This window comes from Sphingopyxis lindanitolerans, assembly GCF_002993885.1.
Lineage (GTDB): Bacteria > Pseudomonadota > Alphaproteobacteria > Sphingomonadales > Sphingomonadaceae > Sphingopyxis > Sphingopyxis lindanitolerans.
Map to the genome: position 1 here is coordinate 2,283,661 of NZ_CM009578.1, position 20,657 is coordinate 2,304,317.

The 20,657-nt window shown below is 64.4% G+C and carries 32 protein-coding genes; 29 read left to right on the forward strand and 3 right to left on the reverse strand.

Translation table 11 applies throughout. From position 1 onward, the window contains the following. The first annotated feature begins 11 nt into the window (after positions 1-11). The 6 genes from CVO77_RS10995 (at position 12) to gpmA (ending at position 4,532) form a co-directional block, all read left to right on the forward strand. Complete coding sequence (locus tag CVO77_RS10995; RefSeq protein ID WP_105999092.1) at positions 12-476, forward strand: PTS sugar transporter subunit IIA; 465 nt, start codon at positions 12-14, stop codon at positions 474-476. A 152-nt stretch (positions 477-628) separates the two neighbouring features. Continuing rightward, positions 629-967 (forward strand): DUF1491 family protein, encoded by a 339-nt coding sequence (locus CVO77_RS11000; protein WP_105999093.1) that lies wholly within the window; start codon positions 629-631, stop codon positions 965-967. A gap of 199 nt (positions 968-1,166) precedes the next feature. After that, the gene (locus tag CVO77_RS11005; protein WP_105999094.1) at positions 1,167-1,838 is read left to right on the forward strand and encodes a cell wall hydrolase; all 672 of its coding nucleotides are present in this window, start codon (positions 1,167-1,169) and stop codon (positions 1,836-1,838) included. 80 nt (positions 1,839-1,918) lie between these two features. Beyond that, complete coding sequence (locus tag CVO77_RS11010) at positions 1,919-2,527, forward strand: DUF4136 domain-containing protein (protein WP_242445905.1); 609 nt, start codon at positions 1,919-1,921, stop codon at positions 2,525-2,527. Then, complete coding sequence (locus CVO77_RS11015; RefSeq protein WP_105999095.1) at positions 2,524-3,639, forward strand: M14 family metallopeptidase; 1,116 nt, start codon at positions 2,524-2,526, stop codon at positions 3,637-3,639. Before CVO77_RS11010 ends, CVO77_RS11015 begins: the two co-directional genes overlap by 4 nt. A gap of 206 nt (positions 3,640-3,845) precedes the next feature. Continuing rightward, the gene (gpmA, locus tag CVO77_RS11020; RefSeq protein WP_105999096.1) at positions 3,846-4,532 is read left to right on the forward strand and encodes a 2,3-diphosphoglycerate-dependent phosphoglycerate mutase; all 687 of its coding nucleotides are present in this window, start codon (positions 3,846-3,848) and stop codon (positions 4,530-4,532) included. A gap of 33 nt (positions 4,533-4,565) precedes the next feature. Here the strand turns inward: gpmA and dapD are convergent, their stop codons facing one another. Genes dapD through CVO77_RS11035 form a run of 3 tightly spaced genes read right to left on the reverse strand, consistent with a single transcriptional unit; the run spans position 4,566 to position 6,608 of the window. Continuing rightward, positions 4,566-5,408: a 2,3,4,5-tetrahydropyridine-2,6-dicarboxylate N-succinyltransferase gene (dapD, locus tag CVO77_RS11025; protein WP_105999097.1), complete on the reverse strand. Its 843-nt coding sequence runs from the start codon at positions 5,406-5,408 to the stop codon at positions 4,566-4,568. Beyond that, complete coding sequence (locus CVO77_RS11030; protein WP_105999098.1) at positions 5,405-6,082, reverse strand: pyrimidine 5'-nucleotidase; 678 nt, start codon at positions 6,080-6,082, stop codon at positions 5,405-5,407. Before CVO77_RS11030 ends, dapD begins: the two co-directional genes overlap by 4 nt. A 10-nt stretch (positions 6,083-6,092) precedes the next feature. Next, positions 6,093-6,608, reverse strand: coding sequence for a DNA-deoxyinosine glycosylase (locus tag CVO77_RS11035; protein WP_105999099.1), 516 nt, complete (start codon positions 6,606-6,608; stop codon positions 6,093-6,095). A 306-nt stretch (positions 6,609-6,914) separates the two neighbouring features. Between CVO77_RS11035 and rpsL the strand changes: the two genes are divergently transcribed. The 23 genes from rpsL to rpsE all read left to right on the forward strand — a co-directional run bounded on the left by rpsL (position 6,915) and on the right by rpsE (position 20,653). Continuing rightward, positions 6,915-7,286 carry a 30S ribosomal protein S12 gene (rpsL, locus tag CVO77_RS11040; protein WP_105999100.1) on the forward strand — a complete coding sequence of 124 codons (372 nt, stop codon included), beginning with the start codon at positions 6,915-6,917 and terminating at the stop codon, positions 7,284-7,286. 73 nt (positions 7,287-7,359) lie between these two features. After that, positions 7,360-7,830, forward strand: a complete 471-nt coding sequence (gene rpsG / locus CVO77_RS11045) for a 30S ribosomal protein S7 (protein ID WP_105999101.1) — start codon at positions 7,360-7,362, stop codon at positions 7,828-7,830. Between the two features lie 110 nt (positions 7,831-7,940). Further along, the gene (fusA, locus tag CVO77_RS11050; protein WP_105999102.1) at positions 7,941-10,034 is read left to right on the forward strand and encodes an elongation factor G; all 2,094 of its coding nucleotides are present in this window, start codon (positions 7,941-7,943) and stop codon (positions 10,032-10,034) included. Positions 10,035-10,151: 117 nt separating this feature from the next. Then, entirely contained in the window at positions 10,152-11,342 is a 1,191-nt protein-coding gene (gene tuf, locus CVO77_RS11055) for an elongation factor Tu (RefSeq protein ID WP_105999103.1), read from the forward strand. A gap of 148 nt (positions 11,343-11,490) precedes the next feature. Continuing rightward, entirely contained in the window at positions 11,491-11,802 is a 312-nt protein-coding gene (rpsJ, locus tag CVO77_RS11060; RefSeq protein ID WP_011543089.1) for a 30S ribosomal protein S10, read from the forward strand. 278 nt (positions 11,803-12,080) lie between these two features. Continuing rightward, on the forward strand, positions 12,081-12,860 hold the full coding sequence (gene rplC / locus CVO77_RS11065) for a 50S ribosomal protein L3 (RefSeq protein WP_106000786.1): 780 nt from the start codon (positions 12,081-12,083) through the stop codon (positions 12,858-12,860). A 2-nt stretch (positions 12,861-12,862) separates the two neighbouring features. Continuing rightward, a complete protein-coding gene (rplD, locus tag CVO77_RS11070) occupies positions 12,863-13,489 on the forward strand; it encodes a 50S ribosomal protein L4 (protein WP_105999104.1) in 627 nt (208 codons plus the stop codon). Continuing rightward, positions 13,482-13,790: a 50S ribosomal protein L23 gene (locus CVO77_RS11075; RefSeq protein ID WP_105999105.1), complete on the forward strand. Its 309-nt coding sequence runs from the start codon at positions 13,482-13,484 to the stop codon at positions 13,788-13,790. Before rplD ends, CVO77_RS11075 begins: the two co-directional genes overlap by 8 nt. A 22-nt stretch (positions 13,791-13,812) precedes the next feature. Beyond that, a complete protein-coding gene (gene rplB / locus CVO77_RS11080; protein WP_105999106.1) occupies positions 13,813-14,649 on the forward strand; it encodes a 50S ribosomal protein L2 in 837 nt (278 codons plus the stop codon). A gap of 3 nt (positions 14,650-14,652) precedes the next feature. Further along, entirely contained in the window at positions 14,653-14,928 is a 276-nt protein-coding gene (gene rpsS / locus CVO77_RS11085) for a 30S ribosomal protein S19 (protein ID WP_037556370.1), read from the forward strand. Next, positions 14,928-15,308 (forward strand): 50S ribosomal protein L22, encoded by a 381-nt coding sequence (gene rplV / locus CVO77_RS11090; RefSeq protein ID WP_105999107.1) that lies wholly within the window; start codon positions 14,928-14,930, stop codon positions 15,306-15,308. Before rpsS ends, rplV begins: the two co-directional genes overlap by 1 nt. A 1-nt stretch (position 15,309) precedes the next feature. Further along, the gene (rpsC, locus tag CVO77_RS11095) at positions 15,310-16,017 is read left to right on the forward strand and encodes a 30S ribosomal protein S3 (RefSeq protein ID WP_105999108.1); all 708 of its coding nucleotides are present in this window, start codon (positions 15,310-15,312) and stop codon (positions 16,015-16,017) included. Between the two features lie 11 nt (positions 16,018-16,028). Next, positions 16,029-16,460: a 50S ribosomal protein L16 gene (gene rplP / locus CVO77_RS11100; RefSeq protein WP_095387824.1), complete on the forward strand. Its 432-nt coding sequence runs from the start codon at positions 16,029-16,031 to the stop codon at positions 16,458-16,460. A gap of 5 nt (positions 16,461-16,465) precedes the next feature. Further along, entirely contained in the window at positions 16,466-16,669 is a 204-nt protein-coding gene (gene rpmC, locus CVO77_RS11105; RefSeq protein WP_105999109.1) for a 50S ribosomal protein L29, read from the forward strand. Between the two features lie 12 nt (positions 16,670-16,681). Then, entirely contained in the window at positions 16,682-16,963 is a 282-nt protein-coding gene (gene rpsQ, locus CVO77_RS11110) for a 30S ribosomal protein S17 (RefSeq protein ID WP_105999110.1), read from the forward strand. Positions 16,964-17,020: 57 nt separating this feature from the next. Continuing rightward, positions 17,021-17,389 (forward strand): 50S ribosomal protein L14, encoded by a 369-nt coding sequence (gene rplN / locus CVO77_RS11115; protein WP_056341829.1) that lies wholly within the window; start codon positions 17,021-17,023, stop codon positions 17,387-17,389. A gap of 2 nt (positions 17,390-17,391) precedes the next feature. Beyond that, entirely contained in the window at positions 17,392-17,709 is a 318-nt protein-coding gene (gene rplX, locus CVO77_RS11120) for a 50S ribosomal protein L24 (RefSeq protein WP_105999111.1), read from the forward strand. Next, the gene (rplE, locus tag CVO77_RS11125) at positions 17,702-18,280 is read left to right on the forward strand and encodes a 50S ribosomal protein L5 (protein WP_105999112.1); all 579 of its coding nucleotides are present in this window, start codon (positions 17,702-17,704) and stop codon (positions 18,278-18,280) included. Before rplX ends, rplE begins: the two co-directional genes overlap by 8 nt. Positions 18,281-18,330: 50 nt before the next feature. Then, positions 18,331-18,636: a 30S ribosomal protein S14 gene (gene rpsN, locus CVO77_RS11130; RefSeq protein ID WP_039578292.1), complete on the forward strand. Its 306-nt coding sequence runs from the start codon at positions 18,331-18,333 to the stop codon at positions 18,634-18,636. Between the two features lie 12 nt (positions 18,637-18,648). Next, positions 18,649-19,053: a 30S ribosomal protein S8 gene (gene rpsH, locus CVO77_RS11135; protein ID WP_105999113.1), complete on the forward strand. Its 405-nt coding sequence runs from the start codon at positions 18,649-18,651 to the stop codon at positions 19,051-19,053. Then, on the forward strand, positions 19,053-19,586 hold the full coding sequence (gene rplF / locus CVO77_RS11140) for a 50S ribosomal protein L6 (protein WP_105999114.1): 534 nt from the start codon (positions 19,053-19,055) through the stop codon (positions 19,584-19,586). The genes rpsH and rplF overlap by 1 nt, the downstream gene beginning before the upstream one ends. A gap of 3 nt (positions 19,587-19,589) precedes the next feature. Continuing rightward, positions 19,590-19,943: a 50S ribosomal protein L18 gene (gene rplR, locus CVO77_RS11145; protein ID WP_105999115.1), complete on the forward strand. Its 354-nt coding sequence runs from the start codon at positions 19,590-19,592 to the stop codon at positions 19,941-19,943. A gap of 2 nt (positions 19,944-19,945) precedes the next feature. Next, positions 19,946-20,653, forward strand: coding sequence for a 30S ribosomal protein S5 (gene rpsE / locus CVO77_RS11150; RefSeq protein ID WP_105999116.1), 708 nt, complete (start codon positions 19,946-19,948; stop codon positions 20,651-20,653). The last annotated feature ends 4 nt before the right edge of the window (positions 20,654-20,657 follow it).

Sequence of the window (20,657 nt, forward strand, 5' to 3'; positions counted from 1 at the left end):
TGACCAAAGCGATGAACCTATCTTCCCTTCTCTACCCCGCGACCGTGCGTGCGCACGTCCAGCTCGACTCGAAAAAGGCGCTCTTTCCGCTCGTCGGTGATCTTGCGGCGCGTTCGCTCGGCCTCGACGCGGGCGAAGTCAGCGAAGCGCTGCTCGAGCGCGAACGCCTCGGTTCGACCGGCTTTGGCCGCGGCATCGCGCTACCGCATGCAAAGATGGCCGATCTCACCGGCGTGCGCGGCCTGTTCCTGCAGCTTGCGCGGCCGATCGATTTCCAGGCGGTCGATGGCCTGCCGGTCGATCTGCTTTTCGTGCTGCTGTCGCCGCTCGATGCGGGCGCCGACCATCTGAAGGCGCTCGCCGGCGTTTCGCGGATGCTCCGCAACGACAGCATCGCCGAACGGCTGCGCGGCGCAAAGAGCGACGAGGCGCTTTATGCGATGCTCGTCGATGCCGAAGCGCGGGACGCGGCCTAGGCAGGGTTTTCCCTCATTCGTCATTGCGAGGAGCGTAGCGGCGAAGCAATCTCCAGCCCTCGGCGTTGCCCAAGGCCGACGGCTGGAGATGGCTTCGCTCCGCTCGCAATGACGATTCATGGATCCCTGCCTTTGCAGGAACGGGAGGTAGAATGGCTCGCCTGACCAGCCGCTTTCTTGTCGACCTGCTGATCCGCCGCACCGAGGCGGCCGGCGGCTTCGCGGCGATCCTGGCCAAGGGCGACGATGGCGCCGGGGTCATCCTGGTCCAATGCAGCGATCGCGGCGCCCCCGGTCCGCTGCTCGAACGCCGCTTTTCGCCGAGCGGACACTATATCTGGGAGGCGGTCGGCCCCGATGACCCAAAAGATGGTGAATCGCGCGCAAACTACCATGCCCGGCGGCGAAGCGCCGATCCCGACTTGTGGATCGTCGAACTGGATATCGCAGATGCGCCACAACTCGTCGCGGAGTGGGCGGCGTTAACTTGACTCTGTTGCGGCGCACAATAAGTGCCGCCCACCCATAACGCGTAGGTCGTTCCGTGGGTTCCTGTGGCTTGCCGCCGGAGCTCAGCCAAATGGTTCGGACACGCAGTCGGATGATGGCCGCAGGCGGCATCGAGCCCTATTCAGCTCGCCCGCCTGTCTTTGAAGTTTCGGTCCATCAGCCGCCCTTTTGACGGATTTTATGAGTCGCATTTTGAACGCCGCCAGCGTGGCCGCCGTCGGCATGACGGCCACCGCGATGCTGCTGCTGGCCGAACCGGGCTTCGCGAACGATTTTGCGACCAGCGCGAATCTTCCCGCCATCACCCTGCCGGGCGCCGATGCGCCGCAGAGCGACCAGGCGGATCTGTCGACCGCGGCGACTCAGCCCGTCGATACGACTTCCGACACGACAGACACCGACGCGGAATCGACCGACGAACCGAAACCGGCGCCGCTCGATATCGATTCGCTCGCCGAACTCGTCGCCGCGACGCCGCGGCCGGCCGAGATCGATTCCGAGCTGCGCTGCCTGGCCGGCGCGGTCTATTTCGAATCGCGCGGCGAATCGCTCGCGGGGCAGCTCGCCGTCGCGCATGTCGTGCTCAACCGCGCCAAGTCGGGCCGCTTTCCCAAGAGCCTGTGCGGCGTCGTCCGCCAACCGAGCCAGTTCAGCTTCGTGCGTCGCGGCAAGATGCCCGCGGTGCGTGCGGGCGCCCAGTGGAACAACGCCGTCGCCATCGCCCAGATCGCGCGCGACGACAGCTGGAAGAATCAGGCGCCGGGCGCGCTCTTCTTTCACGCGCGCTATGTCTCGCCGGGCTGGCGCAAGACGCGCATCGCCGCGATCGACAATCATATCTTCTATCGCTGAGGCGGCGGGAGCGGGCGCGGGGCCGATCGCGCATCGCGTTCATTGCCAAGCCATTATTCGTGGCGCATGAAGGCGCCATGATGCGTCCTCTCTCTGTCGCCCTGCTTGCCGCAGCGGCGCTCGCACTCGGCGGCTGCGCCACCGCGGTCCCGCCGGTCGAAGTCACCCGCTTCCACAATGTTGTTCCCGGCTGGGCGCCTGGCACGCGCTACGCCATCGCGACCGCGCCGCTCGACGCGCCCGGGGCCGCGATGCCGTCGATCGAATGGAATAGCTACCGCACCGCGGTCGACCAGCAGCTTCAGCGCCTGGGCCTCGTCGCGGCGGGAACCGGCGAGCGGGCGCCGCTCCTCGTCCGTGTCGCCTTTGACCGCAGCGAACAAGCCAACGCGCCGCGCCGTTCGCCGGTTTCGGTCGGGGTCGGCGGCGGGACGGGCAGCTATGGCTCGGGAGTGGGTCTTGGCGTCGGCATCAACCTCGGCGGCGGACCGAAGCGGATGGCCGATCTCCAGCTTTCGGTGCGCATCGACGATGCCGCGACCGGCCAGGCCGTCTGGGAAGGCCGCGCGCTGACCGCGGTTCCGGTCAAGGCACCGGCCGCGCAGCCCTCGCTGGCTGCGGCAAAATTGGCCGAAGCCTTATTCAAGGACTTTCCTGGCGAATCCGGACGCACTATCAGCGTCCCATGACTATCAGCATCAACGCCGCGTTCGACAGCGGCAATATCGTCGTGGACAGCGTCGAGGGCAATTCGGCGCGTCTTTCCATCCGCAAGGATCGCGAGTCCGATTTCTATCAATGGTTCCATTTTCGTGTGGCCTGCACGGTCGGCGACGCGATCGACCTTGCGATCACCGGGCTTGCGGGCTCGGCCTATCCCGACGGCTGGTCGGGCTATGCGGTCTGCGCCAGCCACGACCGCGACCATTGGTTCCGCCTCGACACCAGCTATGATGCCGCCACCGGCACGCTCACCGTCCAGCACACCGCCGAAAGCCCGCTCCTCTGGCTCGCCTATTTCGCGCCTTATTCGATGGAGCGGCACCATGACCTGATCGCTTCGGTCGCCGAATGCGAAGGCGTCACGCACCGCTGCCTCGGCATCAGCCTCGAAGGCCAGCCGATCGACTGCCTCGAAATGGGCACCGGCGGCACGCAGGTCTGGCTCTATGCGCGCCAGCATCCCGGCGAAACGATGGCCGAATGGTGGATGGAGGGCGCGCTCGAAAAACTCACCGATCCCGCCGATCCGCACGCGCGGTCGCTGCGGCGCAAATGCCGCTTTCATATCGTCCCGAACATGAATCCCGACGGGTCGCGGCGCGGCCATTTGCGGACCAACTATGCCGGGGTGAACCTCAACCGCGAATGGGACAATCCGACGCTCGAGCGCAGCCCCGAAGTGTTGTGCGTGCGCGGCGCGATGGACGAAAGCGGCGTCGACTGGGCGATGGACATCCATGGCGACGAAGCGATCCCCGCGGTCTTCACCGCCGGGTTCGAGGGCATCCCGTCGCTGAAGGACGAGCAGACCGCGAAATATCGGGCGTTCCAGGCGGCGCTCGCCGCGAACACCCCCGATTTCCAGGTCGCGCTCGGCTATGAGCTGTCGGCGCCCGGCAAGGCGAACCTCAGCATGTCGACGACCCAGCTCGCCGAACGTTTTGGTGCGGTGTCGATGACGCTCGAAATGCCGTTCAAGGACAATCGCGACCTGCCCGACCCGGTGCAGGGCTGGTCGCCCGAACGCTCGAAACTGCTCGCGCACGCCTGTCTCGCGACGCTCGACCAGATGCTGTGACGAAAAACGGGGTTCGGGAGAGGGACCGAACCCCGTTCTTCATGCCCCGAAGGGCAAAGCACACAGGCCATGGCGGCCTGCTTGTCTTCGATCATCGCCTGTCCCTTTCCATCTGGTAACCCTGGAAACCATTTCAAGGGGGCGTTGGCGTTCGGGCAAAACTGGCGCTATGGCGCGGCGAATCCCCTCCAGCCGAAGGACCGCAAATGCCGCAGCTCATCCTCATCCGCCACGGCCAGTCGCAATGGAATCTCGAAAACCGCTTTACCGGCTGGTGGGATGTCGACGTCACCGAAAAGGGCGCGGCCGAGGCCTGGGGGGCGGGCGAGCTGATGAAGGCAAAGGGCATCGCCCCCGACGCCTGCTTCACCTCGGTCCAGACGCGCGCGATCAAGACGCTCAACCTCGCGCTCGAGGCGATGGGGCGTTTGTGGCTGCCGGTGACCAAGGACTGGCGCCTCAACGAGCGGCATTATGGCGGCCTCACCGGGCTCGACAAGGCCGAGACCGCGGCGAAGCATGGCGAGAGCCAGGTGAAGATCTGGCGCCGCAGCTTCGACATTCCGCCGCCGCCGCTGGCCGCCGATTCGCCTTGGGACCTGTCGTCCGACCCGCGCTACGCGGGCATCGCCATCCCATCGGCCGAAAGCCTGAAGGACACGATCGCGCGGGTGCTGCCCTATTATGACAGTGCGATCGCGCCCGAACTCAAGGCCGGCAAGAGGGTGCTGATCTCGGCGCACGGCAACAGCCTGCGCGCGCTCGTCAAGCATCTGTCGGGGATTTCGGACGCCGACATCACGGGGCTGGAGATTCCGACCGGCCAGCCGATCGTCTATGAATTGAACGACGATCTGACGGCGCGCGAGCGCTATTATCTGAGCGAGCGGTAATTCACTCGCCATGGCGAGGTGTTTGGTGCGACGTCAGTCGCGCAGCAGCTCGTTGATCCCGGTCTTGGCGCGGGTCTTGGCATCGACGCGCTTGACGATCACCGCGCAATAGAGCGACGGTCCCGGCGTCCCGTCGGGGAGCGGCTTGCCCGGCAGCGATCCGGGGACGACGACCGCATAGGGCGGCACTTCGCCGATGAAGATTTCGCCGGTCGCGCGGTCGACGATCTTGGTCGAGGCGCCGAGATAGACGCCCATCGACAGCACCGCGCCCTCGCGCACGATCACCCCCTCGGCGACTTCCGCGCGCGCGCCGATGAAGGCGCCGTCCTCGATCACCACCGGACCGGCCTGCAACGGTTCGAGCACGCCGCCGATCCCGGCGCCGCCCGACAGGTGGACATTCGCGCCGATCTGCGCGCAGCTTCCGACGGTGGCCCAGGCATCGACCATCGACCCCTCGCCGACATAGGCGCCGATGTTGACGAAGCTCGGCATCAGCACCGCGCCCTTGCTGATATAGGCGCCGCGGCGGACGATCGATCCGGGCACCGCCCGAAAGCCCGCATCGCGGAAGCGATTCGCCCCCCAGCCGGCGAATTTCGACGGCACCTTGTCCCACCAGGTCGCGCCGCCGGGTCCGCCCTCGATGATCTCCATGTCGTTGAGACGGAAAGAGAGCAGCACCGCTTTCTTGAGCCATTGGTGGACCTGCCACATTCCGTCCGCATCGCGCGTCGCGACGCGAAAGCTGCCGTCGTCGAGCCCGGCGATCGCGGACTCGACCGTGTCGCGCACCGCGCCCGTCGTGGCCGGCCCCAGCGTGTCGCGGGCGTCCCAGGCGGCTTCGATCGTGGCTTTGAGGTCGGCGCTCATGAAATTCCCCAGGGTAAAGGCAGGTTGTCGAGCCAGTCCGCGATGTCGCTCACATGGAAATCGACATGGCCCGGCCGGTGGTCGCGATGGCCGCTTTCGCTGCCATTGTCCAGCCACACGGTCGTCATGCCGAGCGCTTTGGCGGGGGTCAGGTTGCGCGCCATATCCTCGACGAACAGGCTTTTCGCCGGGTCGATGCCGAGATGGTCGATCATCGCCGCATAAGCCGCGGGATCGGGCTTGGGCGTATAGCGCGTGACGCGGATGTCGCAGATGCCGTCGAACAGGTCGGCGATCCCGCGCGCCGCGAGCACGCGCGCGGCATAATCGGCGTCGGCGTTGGTGAAGATCAGCCTGCGACCGGGCAGCCGCTCGAGTCCGCTGCGCAGCCGCGCATCGATACTCAGCCGGTCGAGCGCGATGTCGTGGACATCGACGAGGAAGGTTTCGGGCTCGACCCCGTGGTGCCGCATCAGCCCCGCCATCGTCGTGCCATGATCGTGGAAATATTGCTTCTGCACCCGCCGCGCCTCGACCGCATCGACATCGAGCAGGCGCATGATGAAGGCGCCCATCCGCGCGTCGATCAGGTCGAACAGCTTCGCCGACGGTGGATAGAGCGTGTTGTCGAGATCGAAGATCCAATTGTCGATATGGTCGATCGGCACGGTCATGGCGCGGTGCCTAGGGGGTCGGGGCGGTTGGGGCAAGCGCGTCGCGAAGGCGCATCCAGCGATCCCGCTTCGCCGCGAAGCCGATCGTATGCGCCGCGCTGCTCGATGGCAGGTCGACGAGCGCGATCCCGCCGGGGTCCGGCAATTGCCGTCGTCCGATCGTCGCGGCCTTGCCGCCGTTGAAGGCGATCATGCCCAGGTCGGGCAGCGTCGCGACGAGGTCGGCAAGATCGTGCGCTTCGGCGTCGCGAATATCGCCGTCGCTGCTCGTGCGCCGTTCGGCGGTACGGATCACGTCCCACAGGCCGATCTTCGCTGCGTGCAGCGCCGCCAGCCGCTCGGCATAGGGCATCGCCGCGAGCGGCCGGGCGACGACGTCGCCGAGCAGGCGCCAGAACTGGTTGGTCGGATGCGCATAATATTGCCGCGCGGCGAGCGAGCGGGCGCCGGGCAGGCTGCCGAGGATCAGCAGCCGCGTATCGGCGGCGACATGCGGCGCGAAGCTGGCGTGGCGGACGGTCGGCATCGCAAACCGATAGCCTGCCCGGCGCGGCGCAACAATATTGCCCGCCTCTTGACCCGCGACAGAATCACCGCTAGGGGCGCGCTCGACCGAAAAGGGCGGTTTGCTGCCTCTTTCGGTTACAACAGCGCTTGAACATTGCTGGCGCGGATGGAGCCTCCGGAAGATCATTGCGATCCGCCGGGGTCTTTTGCTGTTATCAGGTCGGCCGTTTTCCGCCAATTTTGGTGGGACAGGGGCCGGAGCTTCATCCCCCGCGGTACAGTAACCGTTCGCTTTGATGGGCGGACATTTAAAGGTGAAGCATTCATGCCCACGATCAACCAGCTGGTCCGCAAGGGACGGACGCCGCAAAAGGCGAACTCCAAGGTCCCGGCGATGGAGGCGAACCCGCAAAAGCGCGGCGTTTGCACCCGTGTCTACACGACGACCCCGAAAAAGCCGAACTCGGCGCTCCGCAAGGTTGCCAAGGTCCGCCTGACCAACCAGCGCGAAGTCATCACCTACATCCCCGGCGAAGGCCACAACCTCCAGGAACATAGCGTCGTGCTGATCCGCGGCGGTCGTGTCCGCGATCTTCCCGGTGTGCGTTATCACGTCCTGCGCGGCGTGCTCGATACGCAGGGCGTGAAGGACCGCAAGCAGAGCCGTTCGAAATACGGTGCGAAGCGTCCGAAGTAAGGACCGCTTTTTCGGCTATTTGATCATCCCAGGCCGCCACCGCGCCGGGATGCTGTTGTAAAAGGAATTACCCATGGCTCGTCGTCGTCGTCCTGAACGCCGCGAAATTCTGCCCGATCCCCGTTTCGGGGATGTCGTGCTGTCGAAATTCATGAACAGCGTCATGCTGGACGGGAAGAAGTCCATCGCCGAAAGCATCGTCTACGGTGCGCTCGAATCGGTCGAAGCCCGCGCCAAGAAGGAACCGATCGGCGTGTTCCATGAAGCGCTGGCGAACATCCGCCCGAACATCGAAGTCCGCAGCCGCCGCGTCGGCGGTGCGACCTATCAGGTTCCGGTCGAAGTCCGTCCCGACCGCGCGCAGGCGCTCGCGATCCGCTGGCTGATCACCGCCGCGCGCAACCGCAGCGAAACGACGATGGCCGCGCGCCTGTCGGGCGAGCTTCTCGATGCGTCGAACAACCGCGGCAACGCGGTCAAGAAGCGCGAAGACACGCACCGCATGGCCGAAGCCAACCGCGCTTTCAGCCACTACCGCTGGTAAGCATCCGCGGGACGCCCCGATTCTCGCGGTCCGGCGTCTCGCAATCGTCACAAACCTTCCTATATCGGGGGTGGTCCCACCGGCCGCCCCCAAAATCCAAGGAACAGACCATGGCACGCAGCCATCCGCTCGAAAATTATCGCAACTTTGGGATCATGGCGCACATCGACGCCGGCAAGACCACGACGACCGAGCGCATCCTTTACTACACCGGCAAGTCCTACAAGATCGGCGAAGTCCATGACGGCGCCGCGACGATGGACTGGATGGAGCAGGAACAGGAACGCGGCATCACGATCACGTCGGCGGCCACCACCTGCTTGTGGAAAGCCGATGAGGGCAAGGGCCCCGAGCATCGCCTGAACATCATCGACACCCCCGGACACGTCGACTTCACGATCGAAGTCGAGCGCTCGCTTCGCGTCCTCGACGGCGCGATCACCGCGTTCGACGGCGTGGCCGGCGTCGAGCCGCAGTCGGAAACCGTGTGGCGCCAGGCGGACAAATATAAAGTTCCGCGCATGTGCTACATCAACAAGCTCGACCGCACCGGCGCCAATTTCTATTATTGCGTCCAGACGATCATCGATCGCCTCGGCGCGGTTCCGGCCGTCCTCTATCTGCCGATCGGCGCCGAAGCCGATTTCGTCGGCCTCGTCGATCTCGTCAACGAACGCGCGATCATCTGGAAGGATGAAAGCCTCGGCGCCGAATTCTCCTATGCCGAGATTCCCGCCGACCTCGTCGACAAGGCCGCCGAATATCGCGAAAAGCTGGTCGAACTCGCCGTCGAACAGGACGATGATGCGATGGAGGCCTATCTCGAAGGCACGCTGCCCGACGTCGCGACGCTGAAGGCGCTGATCCGCAAGGGCACGCTGGCGCAGGCTTTCGTGCCGGTGCTGTGTGGCTCGTCGTTCAAGAACAAGGGCGTGCAGACGCTGCTCGACGCGGTCGTCGACTATCTGCCCTCGCCGCTCGACATCGAGGCGGTCCAGGGCATCAACCCGTCGAACGACCAGCCCGACACGCGCGAGACGTCGGACTCGGCGCCGCTGTCGCTGCTCGCCTTCAAGATCATGAACGATCCGTTCGTCGGTTCGCTCACCTTCGCCCGCATCTATTCGGGCACGCTGACCAAGGGCACCTACCTGAACTCGGTCAAGGACAAGAAGGAAAAGGTCGGCCGCATGCTGCTGATGCATGCGAACAGCCGCGAAGACATCGACGAAGCCTATGCGGGCGACATCGTCGCGCTCGCCGGGCTCAAGGAAACCACAACCGGGGACACGCTCTGCGCCACCAACGCGCCGATCATCCTCGAGCGGATGGAATTCCCCGAGCCGGTCATCGAGCTGTCGGTCGAACCCAAGACCAAGGCCGACCAGGAACGCATGGGCATCGCGCTCAACCGCCTGGCCGCCGAGGACCCCTCGTTCCGCGTCTCGACCGACCATGAATCGGGCCAGACGATCATCAAGGGCATGGGCGAGCTTCACCTCGACATCCTCGTCGATCGCATGAAGCGCGAATTCAAGGTCGAAGCGAATGTCGGCGCGCCTCAGGTGGCGTATCGTGAATCGCTCGCGAAGCCGGTCGATGTCGATTATACCCACAAGAAGCAGTCGGGTGGCTCGGGCCAGTTCGGCCGCGTCAAGGTCAGCGTCGCTCCCGGCGAGCGCGGTTCGGGCATCACCTTCCTCGACGAGATCAAGGGCGGCAATATTCCGCGCGAATATATCCCGTCGGTCGAAAAGGGCATGCGCGAATCGGCTGAAAACGGCCATATGATCGGCTTCCCGATCATCGACTTCGAAATCAAGCTGACCGACGGCGCCTATCACGACGTCGACTCGTCGGCGCTGGCGTTCGAAATCGCGGGCCGCGCGGCGATGCGCGAAGTGGCGGCGAAGGCCGGCATCAAGCTGCTCGAGCCGGTGATGAAGGTCGAGGTCGTGACTCCCGAGGAGTTCATGGGCGACGTGATCGGCGATCTCAACAGCCGTCGCGGCCAGATCCAGGGCACCGACAGCCGCGGCATCGCCCAGGTCGTCGAGGCGATCGTGCCGCTGGCGAACATGTTCGGCTATGTGAACCAGCTGCGCAGCTTCAGCCAGGGACGCGCCAGCTATTCGATGCAATTCTCGCATTATGAAGAAGTGCCGACGAACGTCGCCGAAGAAGTGAAGGCCAAGATGGCCTGATGGGTCAAAACCGCGCGGGCTTGCACCGCGCGGCAAGACCTACTAAGGGCGGCGCCTGATTCAGCAGGCTCGTCCAAACTGATCAACCCAAACACATGAACAAGAAGGTTCCATATCATGGCCAAGGCTAAATTTGAGCGGACGAAGCCGCACTGCAACATCGGCACCATCGGTCACGTCGACCATGGCAAGACCTCGCTGACCGCCGCGATCACCAAGGTGCTCGCCGAACAGGGCGGCGGCACCGCCGTTTCGTTCGACAACATCGACAAGGCGCCCGAAGAGCGCGAGCGCGGCATCACCATTTCGACCAGCCACGTCGAATATGAAACCGGCGCGCGCCACTATGCCCACGTCGATTGCCCGGGCCACGCCGACTATGTGAAGAACATGATCACCGGCGCCGCGCAGATGGACGGCGCGATCCTCGTCGTGTCGGCCGCTGACGGCCCGATGCCGCAGACCAAGGAGCACATCCTGCTCGCGAACCAGGTCGGCGTGCCGACGATGGTCGTCTTCCTGAACAAGGTCGACCAGCTCGACGATCCCGAGCTGCTCGAACTCGTCGAAATGGAAATCCGCGAAGAATTGTCGAAGCGCGGTTTTGACGGCGACAATATTCCGATCATCCCCGGTTCGGCGCTCGCCGCGCTGGAAGGTCGCGACGACAATATCGGCAAGGAAGCGATCCTCAAGCTGATGGCCGCCGTCGACGAATGGATTCCGCAGCCGGAACGTCCGCTCGACAAGCCCTTCCTGATGCCGATCGAAGACGTGTTCTCGATTTCGGGTCGCGGCACCGTCGTCACCGGCCGTGTCGAAACCGGCGTCGTCAAGGTTGGCGAAGAAGTCGAAATCGTCGGCATCAAGGACACCAAGAAGACCGTCGTGACCGGCGTCGAAATGTTCCGCAAGCTGCTCGACCAGGGCCAGGCCGGCGACAACATCGGTGCGCTGATCCGCGGCGTCGGCCGTGAAGAAGTCGAGCGCGGCCAGGTTCTGGCCAAGCCCGGCTCGATCACGCCGCACACCGAGTTCACCTCGGAAGTCTATGTCCTGTCGAAGGACGAAGGCGGCCGTCACACGCCGTTCTTCGCCAACTATCGTCCGCAGTTCTACTTCCGCACCACCGACGTCACCGGCGAGGTCATCCTCCCCGAAGGCACCGAGATGGTCATGCCGGGCGACAACGTCCAGCTGGCGGTCAAGCTGATCGCTCCGATCGCCATGGAGCAGGGTCTGCGCTTCGCCATTCGCGAAGGTGGCCGCACGGTCGGCGCAGGGGTTGTCGCGACGATCACAAAGTAATATAGGGCCGCGAGCCGCCTGATTCGAAAGTGATTCGGGCGGCTCGTAGCTTAAAGAATTTTGATGGCCGAGCCGGCTTCCACAAGGGGGTCGGAACAGGCCATTTCGGCTCTTTCGCATCGTCAGACGGGATTCGACTGGAACAGTCATGGAAACGCAGAATATTCGCATTCGCCTGAAGGCCTTTGATCACCGCGTGCTCGATCAGGCCACCACCGACATCGCCGATACGGCACGTCGCACCGGCGCGCTTATTCGCGGCCCGATCCCGCTGCCGACGCGCATCGAGAAATTCACCGTGAACCGCGGTCCGCACATCGACAAGAAGTCGCGCGAGCAGTTCGAGGTGCGTACCCACAAAAGGCTGCTCGACATCGTGCAGCCCACCCCGCAGACGGTCGATGCGCTGATGAAGCTCGACCTCGCCGCGGGCGTGAACGTCGAAATCAAGTTGGCTTAAGGCCAACGCAGCCCCCGCGAAAGCGGGGGTCTCTATCGGCAGGACGCTTTGGCGCCTGCATCACGATAGGGTGGATACCGCCGGTCGTTTCTTCGGAAACATACAGACCGGGCTGCGTCCCCCGTCTCGCCGCTGACCCTTCGGGACGGCGGCACCTCAGCCCGGACGGGGCGATGTATCGAAATCATGGGTTGGGAGGGTCGTCGTCGGGCTTTGCTTGATGGCCGCCCGCAAGCCGTGCGGAATGGTCCGCCCGGCCTCTGTTGAGGAGTATGATCATGCGGACTGGCGTGATCGCGAAGAAAATGGGGATGACCCGCCTGTTTCAGGACGACGGCCGCCACGTGCCCGTCACCGTCCTGAGCCTCGAAGGCTGTCAGGTCATCTCCGTGCGCGAACAGGAACGCGACGGCTATGTGGCCGTTCAACTCGGTGCCGGCTCGGCGAAGGCGAAGAATGTTGCGAAGCCGCAGCGTGGCGCTTTCGGCAAGGCCGAAGTCGAGCCCAAGGCGAAGATCGTCGAATTCCGCGTCGCCGACGACGCGACGCTCGACGTCGGCGCCGAACTGTCGGCCGACCATTTCGTCGCCGGCCAGATCGTCGACATCCAGGGCGTGACCCAGGGTAAGGGCTTTGCCGGTGCGATGAAGCGCTGGGGTTTCGGCGGTATGCGCGCGACCCACGGTGTTTCGATCAGCCACCGTGCGCATGGTTCGACCGGTCAGCGCCAGGATCCGGGCCGCGTCTTCAAGAACAAGAAGATGGCGGGTCACATGGGCGCGCGCAATCGCACCCAGCAGAATCTCGAAATCGTCCGCACCGACGTCGAGCGCGGCCTTCTCTTCGTCAAGGGCTCGGTCCCTGGCTCGAAGGGCGGCTGGCTGCTCGTTCGCGATGCGGTGAAACTGCCGCGTCACCCCGAGGCCCCCTATCCGGCGGGCATCAAGAGCGCGGCGAACAGCAACCAGGAAGCCCCGGCGGATACGCCGGCAGAGACTCCGGCGGAAGAAACCGTCGTCGTCGATGCCGCGACCACCGATGGCGCGCAGGAGTCCTGACCATGAAGATCAAGGTTCAGACCCTAGACGGCAAGGCCGGCACCGACATCGATTTGAACGACGATGTGTTCGGCGTCGATCCGCGCACCGACATTCTGCACCGCATCGTTGCGTGGCAGCTTGAAAAGCGTCGTGGTCCGGCTCGCGCCGCTCGCGAACGCAGCGATGTCGCCCGCACCGGCAAGAAGTTCGGTCGCCAGAAGGGTGGCGGCACCGCGCGTCACGGCGATCGCAAGGCGCCGATCTTCATCGGCGGCGGCAAGGCGCACGGCCCGCGGGCCCGCACCTTCGGCCATTCGCTGAACAAGAAGATTCGCGCGCTCGGCCTGAAGATGGCGCTCAGCGACAAGGCGATGGGCGGCAAGATCGTCGTTCTCGACACGCTCGAGCTCAAGGACGCGAAGACCAAGGTGCTCGCCGGCAAGCTCGGCAAGCTCGACCTCGGCAATCGCGCGCTCTTCATCGACGGCGATGCGGTCCACACCAGCTTCGCGATGGCGTCGGCCAATCTGATCGGCATCGATGCGATGCCGGCGGCGGGCGCCAATGTTTATGACATTATCCGCGCCGACACGCTGGTCCTGACCCGCGCGGCTGTCGAAAAGCTGGAGGCACGTTTCAATGGCTAAGGCAAAAACTGTCGATGCGCGTCATTATGACGTGATCCTCGCTCCGGTGATCACCGAAAAGTCGACGCTGCTCAGCGAAAACAATGCGGTGGTGTTCAAGGTCGCGGACGACGCGACCAAGCCCGCGATCAAGGCGGCCGTTGAGGCGCTGTTCGATGTCAAGGTGGTCAGCGTCAACACGCTCATCACCAAGGGCAAGACCAAGCGCTGGAAGGGCAAGCCCTACACCCGCAGCGACGTGAAGAAGGCGATCGTTCGTCTGGCCGAAGGCCAGTCGATCGACGTCACCACGGGCGTCTGAGCGGCTCGGGAAGGCAAAGAAAATGGCACTCAAACATTATAACCCGACCAGCCCCGCGCAGCGCGGCCTGATCCTCGTCGACAAGTCGTCGCTGTGGAAGGGCAAGCCCGTCAAGGCGCTGACCGAAGGCAAGCACAAGACCGGCGGCCGCAACAACAAGGGTCATGTGACCTCGCGCGGCATCGCCGGCGGCCACAAGCAGAAGTACCGCTTCATCGACTTCAAGCGTCGCAAGTGGGACATGCCGGCCACCGTCGAACGGCTCGAATATGACCCGAACCGCACGGCGTTCATCGCGCTCGTCAAATATGCGGACGGTGAACAGACTTATATTCTGGCGCCGCAGCGTCTGGCCGTCGGCGACACCGTCGTCGCGGGCAAGAAGACCGACGTGAAGCCGGGCAATGCGATGGAATTGTCGCAGATGCCGGTCGGCACGATCGTCCACAATATCGAGATGAAGCCGGGCAAGGGCGGTCAGATCGCCCGGTCGGCCGGCACCTATGCCCAGGTCGTCGGTCGGGACCGCGGTCTCGTCATCGTGCGTCTCGGTTCGGGCGAACAGCGTTACATCCGCGGCGAGTGCATGGGCACGGTCGGCGCGGTGTCGAACCCCGACAATCAGAACACCAATCTCGGCAAGGCCGGCCGCAATCGCTGGCTCGGCAAGCGTCCGCTGACCCGCGGCGTGGCGAAAAACCCGGTCGACCACCCGCACGGCGGTGGCGAAGGCCGCACCTCGGGGGGCCGTCATCCGGTGACCCCGTGGGGCAAGCCGACCAAGGGTGCTCGTACCCGTCATAACAAGTCGACCGATAAGATGATCATCCGGTCGCGTCACGCGAAGAAGAAGAGGTAAGCCATGGCTCGCTCGGTCTGGAAGGGTCCGTTTGTCGACCTTCATCTCCTCAAGAAAGCCGAAACGGCCCAGGACGGTGGCAGCTCTGCCCCGATCAAAACCTGGTCGCGTCGGTCCACCATCCTGCCGCAGTTCGTCGGGCTGACCTTCAACGTCTACAACGGCCGCAAGTTCGTGCCGGTGTCGGTCAACGAAGACATGGTCGGCATGAAGCTGGGTGAATTTGCGCCGACGCGCTTCTTCCCCGGCCACGCGGCCGACAAGAAGGGCAAACGCTAATGGGCAAGGAAAAGTCCCCCCGCCGCGTTGCGGATAATGAGGCTCTCTCGGTCGGTACGCAGATTCGCGGCTCGGCGCAGAAGCTGAACCTCGTCGCCGCGCTGATCCGCGGCCGCAAGGTCGAAGACGCGATGAACGTCCTCTCCTTCTCGAAGAAGGCGATGGCCGTCGACGTGCGCAAGGTTCTCGCCAGCGCGGTCGCCAACGCGGAAAACAACCACAATCTCGACGTTGACGCCCTGGTCGTCCAGGAAGCGAGCGTCGGCAAGTCGATCTCGATGAAGCGCTGGCACGCTCGTGGCCGCGGCAAGTCGACCCGGATCGTCAAGCCGTTCAGCCGCATCCGCATCGTCGTCCGCGAACAGGAAGAAGAGGCGTAAGATGGGCCAGAAGAGCAATCCGATCGGCCTGCGCCTGCAGGTCAACCGCACCTGGGACAGCCGCTGGTTCGCCGAGGGCCAGGACTATGGCCGCATGCTGGTCGAGGATCTGAAGATCCGCCAATATGTGTTCAAGACCCTGCCGCAGGCCGCGATCTCGAAGGTCGTGATCGAGCGTCCGGCGAAGCTGTGCCGCGTGTCGATCTATGCCGCCCGTCCGGGCGTCATCATCGGCAAGAAGGGCGCCGACATCGAAAAGCTTCGCAAGAAGCTCGGCGAACTGACGGGCAGCGACGTGTCGCTGAACATCGTCGAAATCCGCAAGCCCGAAGTCGATGCCAAGCTCGTCGGCCAGGGCATTGCCGACCAGCTCGAACGCCGCGTTGCTTTCCGCCGCGCGATGAAGCGCGCGGTGCAGTCGGCGATGCGTCTCGGCGCCGAGGGCATCCGGATCAACTGCGCCGGCCGTCTCGGCGGCGCGGAAATCGCGCGCACCGAATGGTATCGCGAAGGTCGGGTGCCGCTGCACACGCTGCGCGCCAATGTCGACTATGCCGAATCGACGGCGCACACCGCCTATGGCGTGTGCGGGATCAAGGTGTGGATCTTCAAGGGCGAGATTCTCGGCCATGACCCGCTGGCGACCGACCGGCTGATGCTCGACGCGCAGACGTCGGGTGTTCGCCCGGCGCGCGATGAACGCCGCTAAGGACTGCTGACATGCTGCAACCGAAAAAAACCAAGTTCCGCAAGGCTTTCAAGGGCCGCATCCATGGCCTTGCCAAGGGTGGCACCAGCCTGAACTTCGGCTCCTACGGCCTGAAGGCGATGGAACCCGAGCGCATCACCGCGCGCCAGATCGAGGCGGCTCGCCGCGCGATCAGCCGTGCGATCAAGCGTCAGGGCCGCCTCTGGATCCGCATCTTCCCCGACGTCCCGGTGTCGTCGAAGCCCGCCGAAGTCCGCATGGGCAAGGGCAAGGGTTCGCCTGAATTCTGGGCCGCCCGCGTCAAGCCCGGCCGCATCCTGTTCGAACTCGACGGCGTCCCCGGTCCGGTGGCCGCGCTGGCGTTCGAACGCGCGGCGATGAAGCTGCCGATCAAGACGAAGGTCGTTGCCCGCCTCGGCGACACCTCGCACCTGGAGGGTTGAGGGCCATGGCCAAGACCGAAGATCTGACCAAGAAGACCGACGACCAGCTCGCCGAACAGCTTGGCGAACTGAAGCGCGAGGCGTTCAACCTCCGTTTCCAGGCCGCCACCGGCCAGCTGGAAAAGGCATCGCGGGTCAAGGAAGTGCGTCGCACCATCGCGCGCGTCAAGACCGAGCAGACCGGGCGCACGCGCTCGGCTGCTAAGTAAGGAGACCAACCCATGCCGAAGCGCATATTGACCGGCACGGTGGTGTCCGACAAGGGCGACAAGACCGTGGTCGTGAAGGTAGAGCGGAAGGTCAAGCACCCGCTCTACGGCAAGATCATCCGCCGTTCGAAAAAATATCACGCCCACGATGAGGACAACGCCATCAAGGCCGGCGAAACCGTCCGCATCGAGGAAACGAAGCCGATTTCGAAGCTGAAGACCTGGAAGGTCCTCGACAAGGTCGAAATCTCGACCAAGGCGAAGAAGTCCGACGAGATCGACGCGCAAGCGTAAGAGGTTCACGGAACCGCCGGGGAGCCCCGGTAGGCCAAGGAAGAAGGAAATGCATCGATGATTCAGATGCAGTCACAATTGGAAGTCGCCGACAACAGCGGTGCGAAGCGCGTCCAGTGCATCAAGGTGCTTGGCGGCTCGAAGCGCCGTGTCGCCGGTGTCGGCGACGTGATCGTCGTGTCGATCAAGGAAGCCCAGCCGCGCGGCAAGGTGAAGAAGGGTGACGTCCATCGCGCCGTCATCGTCCGCACCGCGAAGGATGTGCGCCGCGCCGATGGCTCGGTGATCCGCTTCGACAGCAACGCCGCCGTGCTCGTCAACAAGAATGAGGAGCCGATCGGCACCCGTATCTTCGGCCCGGTCGTCCGCGAACTGCGCGGCCGCGGCTATATGAAGATCATCAGCCTGGCGCCGGAGGTGCTCTGACCATGGCGAACAAGATCAAGAAGGGTGACACGGTCGTTATCCTGTCCGGCAAGGACAAGGGCAAGACCGGCGAAGTGACGCAGAGCCTGCCGAAGGACGGCAAGCTCGTCGTCGCCGGCGTCAACGTCATCACCCGCCACCGCAAGCCGACCCAGGCCAACCCGCAGGGTGGCCTGGAGCGCAAGGAAGCGCCGCTGTTCGCGAGCAAGGTCGCTCTCGCCGATCCCAAGACCGGCAAGGCGACGCGCGTCCGCTTTGAAACCAGGGACGGCAAGAAGGTCCGTGTGGCCGTGAAGTCCGGGGAGACGATCAATGGCTGAGAATTACACCCCGCGCATGCGCAAGCGCTATGACGATGTGATCGTCAAGGCGATGACCGAGAAATTCGGTTACAAGAATGTGATGGAAGTGCCGAAGATCGAAAAGATCGTGCTCAACATGGGCGTCGGCGAAGCCACGCAGGACAAGAAGAAGGTCGAGAGCGCGGCTGCCGAAATGGAGCTGATCGCGGGCCAGAAGCCTGTCGTGACCAAGGCAAAGAAGTCGATCGCCCAGTTCAAGCTGCGCGAAGGCATGCCGATCGGCTGCAAGGTGACCTTGCGCCGCGAACGGATGTACGAGTTCCTCGATCGCCTGATCACGATCGCGATGCCGCGTATCCGCGACTTTCGCGGCGTGTCGGCGACGAGCTTCGACGGCCGTGGCAATTATGCCATGGGCCTGAAGGAACAGATCATCTTCCCCGAGATCAACTATGACCGCATCGACCAGGTGCGCGGCATGGACGTGATCGTCACCACCACCGCCCGTACGGACGACGAAGCCCGCGAACTGCTCAAGCTGTTCGGCTTCCCCTTCCCGATCGAAGCGCAGGAAAAGGAAGCCGCCTGATCCCCCTGGGACCAGGCCGGCTCTTTCAAGAAGGAAAGAGAACTTAAGTCATGGCGAAACTGAGTTCGATGAACAAGAACGAGCGTCGCAAGCAGCTGGTGAAGAAATATGCCGGCCGTTATGCGAAGCTGAAGGCGATTGCGGCGGACACCTCGCTCGACGATGGCGAGCGTCTGATCGCGCGCCTCAAGATGGCGGAAATCCCCCGCAACGGCAACCCGACCCGCATCCGCAACCGGTGCGAGCTGACCGGGCGTCCGCGCGCTTATTACCGTAAATTCCGGCTGTGCCGTATCCAGCTCCGCGATCTGGCCAACAAGGGCCTGATCCCCGGCGTTGTGAAATCGAGCTGGTAAGGGACTGACAAGATGGCAATGACCGATCCCCTGGGTGATATGCTCACCCGCATCCGCAACGGCCAGACGGCGAAGAAGGACAGCGTCCTTACCCCCGCCTCGACCCTGCGTGTCCGCGTTCTCGATGTGCTCCAGCGCGAAGGCTATATCCGCGGCTATAGCGAAGAATCGCTGGGCGCGAAGGGCCAGCACAAGGGCATCCGCATCGAGCTTAAATATTTCGAGGGCCAGCCGGCGATCCGCCATGTGGCGCGCGTCTCGAAGCCGGGTCGCCGCGTCTATTCGGGCTCGAAAGAGCTGCCGATCGTGCGCAACGGCCTGGGCATCACCATCGTGTCGACCCCGCGCGGCGTTCTTTCGGACGCCGAGGCTCGCGAACATAATGTCGGCGGCGAAGTGCTGGCGGAGGTGTTCTGATGTCGCGCATTGGTAAAAAATCAGTGGGCATCCCGAGCGGCGTCACCGCCGCGATCGACGGCGGCGAGCTGTCGGTCAAGGGGCCGAAGGGCACGCTCGCGATGCCGCTTTCCGACAACATCAAATATGAAGTCGGCGAAGGCAGCATCTCGGTTCAGCCCGCGAACGACAGCCGCGAAGCACGCGCCTTCTGGGGCATGCAGCGCACGCTGGTGCAGAACCTGATCACGGGTGTGACCGAAGGCTTTACCAAAGTCCTCGAGATCACCGGCGTCGGTTATCGCGCCAACTCGCAGGGCAAGACGCTGAAGCTGCAGCTCGGCTACAGCCACGATGTCGATTTCGCGGTGCCCGAGGGCATCGAGATCAAGACGCCGGACAATACGACGATCGAGATCAGCGGCATCGACAAGCAGCAGGTCGGCCAGGTCGCGGCGGAAATCCGCCGTTGGCGCAAGCCCGAACCCTATAAGGGCAAGGGCATCAAATATCGCGGCGAGTACATCTTCCGCAAAGAAGGCAAGAAGAAGTAAGCCATGGCACATCTTACCACTTTCCAAAAACGTCGCCAGCGCGTCCGCACCGCGCTCCGTCAGCGCGCCGCCGGTCGGCCGCGGCTTTCGGTGCACCGTTCGGGTCGCCACATCTATGCGCAGCTCATCGATGATGCCGCCGGCAAGACGCTGGCCGCCGCCTCGACGCTCGACAAGGATGTGCGCGGCAAGACCGGCGCCACTGCGGCGGCCGCTGCCGACGTCGGCAAGCGCCTTGCCGACGCCGCCAAGAAAGCGGGCGTGACGCAGGTCGTGTTCGACCGCGGCGGCTTCCTGTTCCACGGGCGCATCAAGGCGCTGGCCGACGCGGCACGCGAAGGCGGATTGGAGTTCTAATCATGGCAGACGAAGTTCAGAACGCCGAAGGCGCCCCCGCGGCGCCGACCGAAAACACCGGCGCCCCCGCGCGTCGGGGCCGTGGTGGCGGCGGTGGCCGCGACGGCGGCCGTGGCGGTCGTGATGGTGGCCGTGGCCGCCGCGACGATCGTCGCCCGCGCGACGATGACGGCGGCGAAGAGCTGATCGAAAAGCTCGTCCACATCAACCGCGTGTCCAAGACCGTGAAGGGCGGCAAGCGCTTCGGTTTCGCCGCGCTCGTCGTCGTCGGCGACGGCAAGGGCCGCGCCGGTTTCGGTCATGGCAAGGCGCGCGAAGTGCCCGAAGCCATTTCGAAGGCGACCGCCGCCGCGAAGAAGGCGATGATCCGCGTTCCGCTGCGCGATGGTCGCACGCTGCACCATGACGGTCGCGGCCACTTCGGTGCCGGCAACGTCACGCTGCGCTCGGCTCCCGCGGGGACCGGCATCATCGCCGGTGGCCCGATGCGCGCCGTGTTCGAATCGCTGGGCGTTGCCGATGTGGTGACCAAGTCGGTCGGCACCTCGAACCCCTACAACATGATCCGCGCGACCTTCGAGGCGCTCGGCGAACAGACCAGCCCGAAGTCGGTCGCGCAGCGTCGCGGCAAGAAGGTTTCGGACCTGATCAAGCGTGGCGGTGCGTCCGACCGCGCAGCCGAGGCCGAAGCCGCGGCGGTGACGGAGTAAGACC

What these genes read in the sequence shown, in the direction of transcription:
- rpmC (WP_105999109.1), top strand. Translation starts at nt 16,466, where the DNA reads ATGGCCAAGACCGAAGATCTGACCAAGAAGACCGACGACCAGCTCGCC.
- CVO77_RS10995 (WP_105999092.1), top strand. Translation starts at nt 12, where the DNA reads ATGAACCTATCTTCCCTTCTCTACCCCGCGACCGTGCGTGCGCACGTC.
- rplR (WP_105999115.1), top strand. Translation starts at nt 19,590, where the DNA reads ATGGCACATCTTACCACTTTCCAAAAACGTCGCCAGCGCGTCCGCACC.
- CVO77_RS11035 (WP_105999099.1), bottom strand. Translation starts at nt 6,608, where the DNA reads ATGCCGACCGTCCGCCACGCCAGCTTCGCGCCGCATGTCGCCGCCGAT.
- rpsL (WP_105999100.1), top strand. Translation starts at nt 6,915, where the DNA reads ATGCCCACGATCAACCAGCTGGTCCGCAAGGGACGGACGCCGCAAAAG.
- rplN (WP_056341829.1), top strand. Translation starts at nt 17,021, where the DNA reads ATGATTCAGATGCAGTCACAATTGGAAGTCGCCGACAACAGCGGTGCG.
- dapD (WP_105999097.1), bottom strand. Translation starts at nt 5,408, where the DNA reads ATGAGCGCCGACCTCAAAGCCACGATCGAAGCCGCCTGGGACGCCCGC.
- CVO77_RS11000 (WP_105999093.1), top strand. Translation starts at nt 629, where the DNA reads ATGGCTCGCCTGACCAGCCGCTTTCTTGTCGACCTGCTGATCCGCCGC.
- rplE (WP_105999112.1), top strand. Translation starts at nt 17,702, where the DNA reads ATGGCTGAGAATTACACCCCGCGCATGCGCAAGCGCTATGACGATGTG.
- rpsG (WP_105999101.1), top strand. Translation starts at nt 7,360, where the DNA reads ATGGCTCGTCGTCGTCGTCCTGAACGCCGCGAAATTCTGCCCGATCCC.
- rpsN (WP_039578292.1), top strand. Translation starts at nt 18,331, where the DNA reads ATGGCGAAACTGAGTTCGATGAACAAGAACGAGCGTCGCAAGCAGCTG.
- rplD (WP_105999104.1), top strand. Translation starts at nt 12,863, where the DNA reads ATGAAGATCAAGGTTCAGACCCTAGACGGCAAGGCCGGCACCGACATC.
- rplC (WP_106000786.1), top strand. Translation starts at nt 12,081, where the DNA reads ATGCGGACTGGCGTGATCGCGAAGAAAATGGGGATGACCCGCCTGTTT.
- rpsE (WP_105999116.1), top strand. Translation starts at nt 19,946, where the DNA reads ATGGCAGACGAAGTTCAGAACGCCGAAGGCGCCCCCGCGGCGCCGACC.
- fusA (WP_105999102.1), top strand. Translation starts at nt 7,941, where the DNA reads ATGGCACGCAGCCATCCGCTCGAAAATTATCGCAACTTTGGGATCATG.
- rplB (WP_105999106.1), top strand. Translation starts at nt 13,813, where the DNA reads ATGGCACTCAAACATTATAACCCGACCAGCCCCGCGCAGCGCGGCCTG.
- rpsC (WP_105999108.1), top strand. Translation starts at nt 15,310, where the DNA reads ATGGGCCAGAAGAGCAATCCGATCGGCCTGCGCCTGCAGGTCAACCGC.
- CVO77_RS11005 (WP_105999094.1), top strand. Translation starts at nt 1,167, where the DNA reads ATGAGTCGCATTTTGAACGCCGCCAGCGTGGCCGCCGTCGGCATGACG.
- CVO77_RS11010 (WP_242445905.1), top strand. Translation starts at nt 1,919, where the DNA reads ATGCGTCCTCTCTCTGTCGCCCTGCTTGCCGCAGCGGCGCTCGCACTC.
- rpsQ (WP_105999110.1), top strand. Translation starts at nt 16,682, where the DNA reads ATGCCGAAGCGCATATTGACCGGCACGGTGGTGTCCGACAAGGGCGAC.
- tuf (WP_105999103.1), top strand. Translation starts at nt 10,152, where the DNA reads ATGGCCAAGGCTAAATTTGAGCGGACGAAGCCGCACTGCAACATCGGC.
- CVO77_RS11075 (WP_105999105.1), top strand. Translation starts at nt 13,482, where the DNA reads ATGGCTAAGGCAAAAACTGTCGATGCGCGTCATTATGACGTGATCCTC.
- rplF (WP_105999114.1), top strand. Translation starts at nt 19,053, where the DNA reads ATGTCGCGCATTGGTAAAAAATCAGTGGGCATCCCGAGCGGCGTCACC.
- rplP (WP_095387824.1), top strand. Translation starts at nt 16,029, where the DNA reads ATGCTGCAACCGAAAAAAACCAAGTTCCGCAAGGCTTTCAAGGGCCGC.
- gpmA (WP_105999096.1), top strand. Translation starts at nt 3,846, where the DNA reads ATGCCGCAGCTCATCCTCATCCGCCACGGCCAGTCGCAATGGAATCTC.
- rpsJ (WP_011543089.1), top strand. Translation starts at nt 11,491, where the DNA reads ATGGAAACGCAGAATATTCGCATTCGCCTGAAGGCCTTTGATCACCGC.
- CVO77_RS11030 (WP_105999098.1), bottom strand. Translation starts at nt 6,082, where the DNA reads ATGACCGTGCCGATCGACCATATCGACAATTGGATCTTCGATCTCGAC.
- rpsS (WP_037556370.1), top strand. Translation starts at nt 14,653, where the DNA reads ATGGCTCGCTCGGTCTGGAAGGGTCCGTTTGTCGACCTTCATCTCCTC.
- rplV (WP_105999107.1), top strand. Translation starts at nt 14,928, where the DNA reads ATGGGCAAGGAAAAGTCCCCCCGCCGCGTTGCGGATAATGAGGCTCTC.
- rpsH (WP_105999113.1), top strand. Translation starts at nt 18,649, where the DNA reads ATGGCAATGACCGATCCCCTGGGTGATATGCTCACCCGCATCCGCAAC.
- rplX (WP_105999111.1), top strand. Translation starts at nt 17,392, where the DNA reads ATGGCGAACAAGATCAAGAAGGGTGACACGGTCGTTATCCTGTCCGGC.
- CVO77_RS11015 (WP_105999095.1), top strand. Translation starts at nt 2,524, where the DNA reads ATGACTATCAGCATCAACGCCGCGTTCGACAGCGGCAATATCGTCGTG.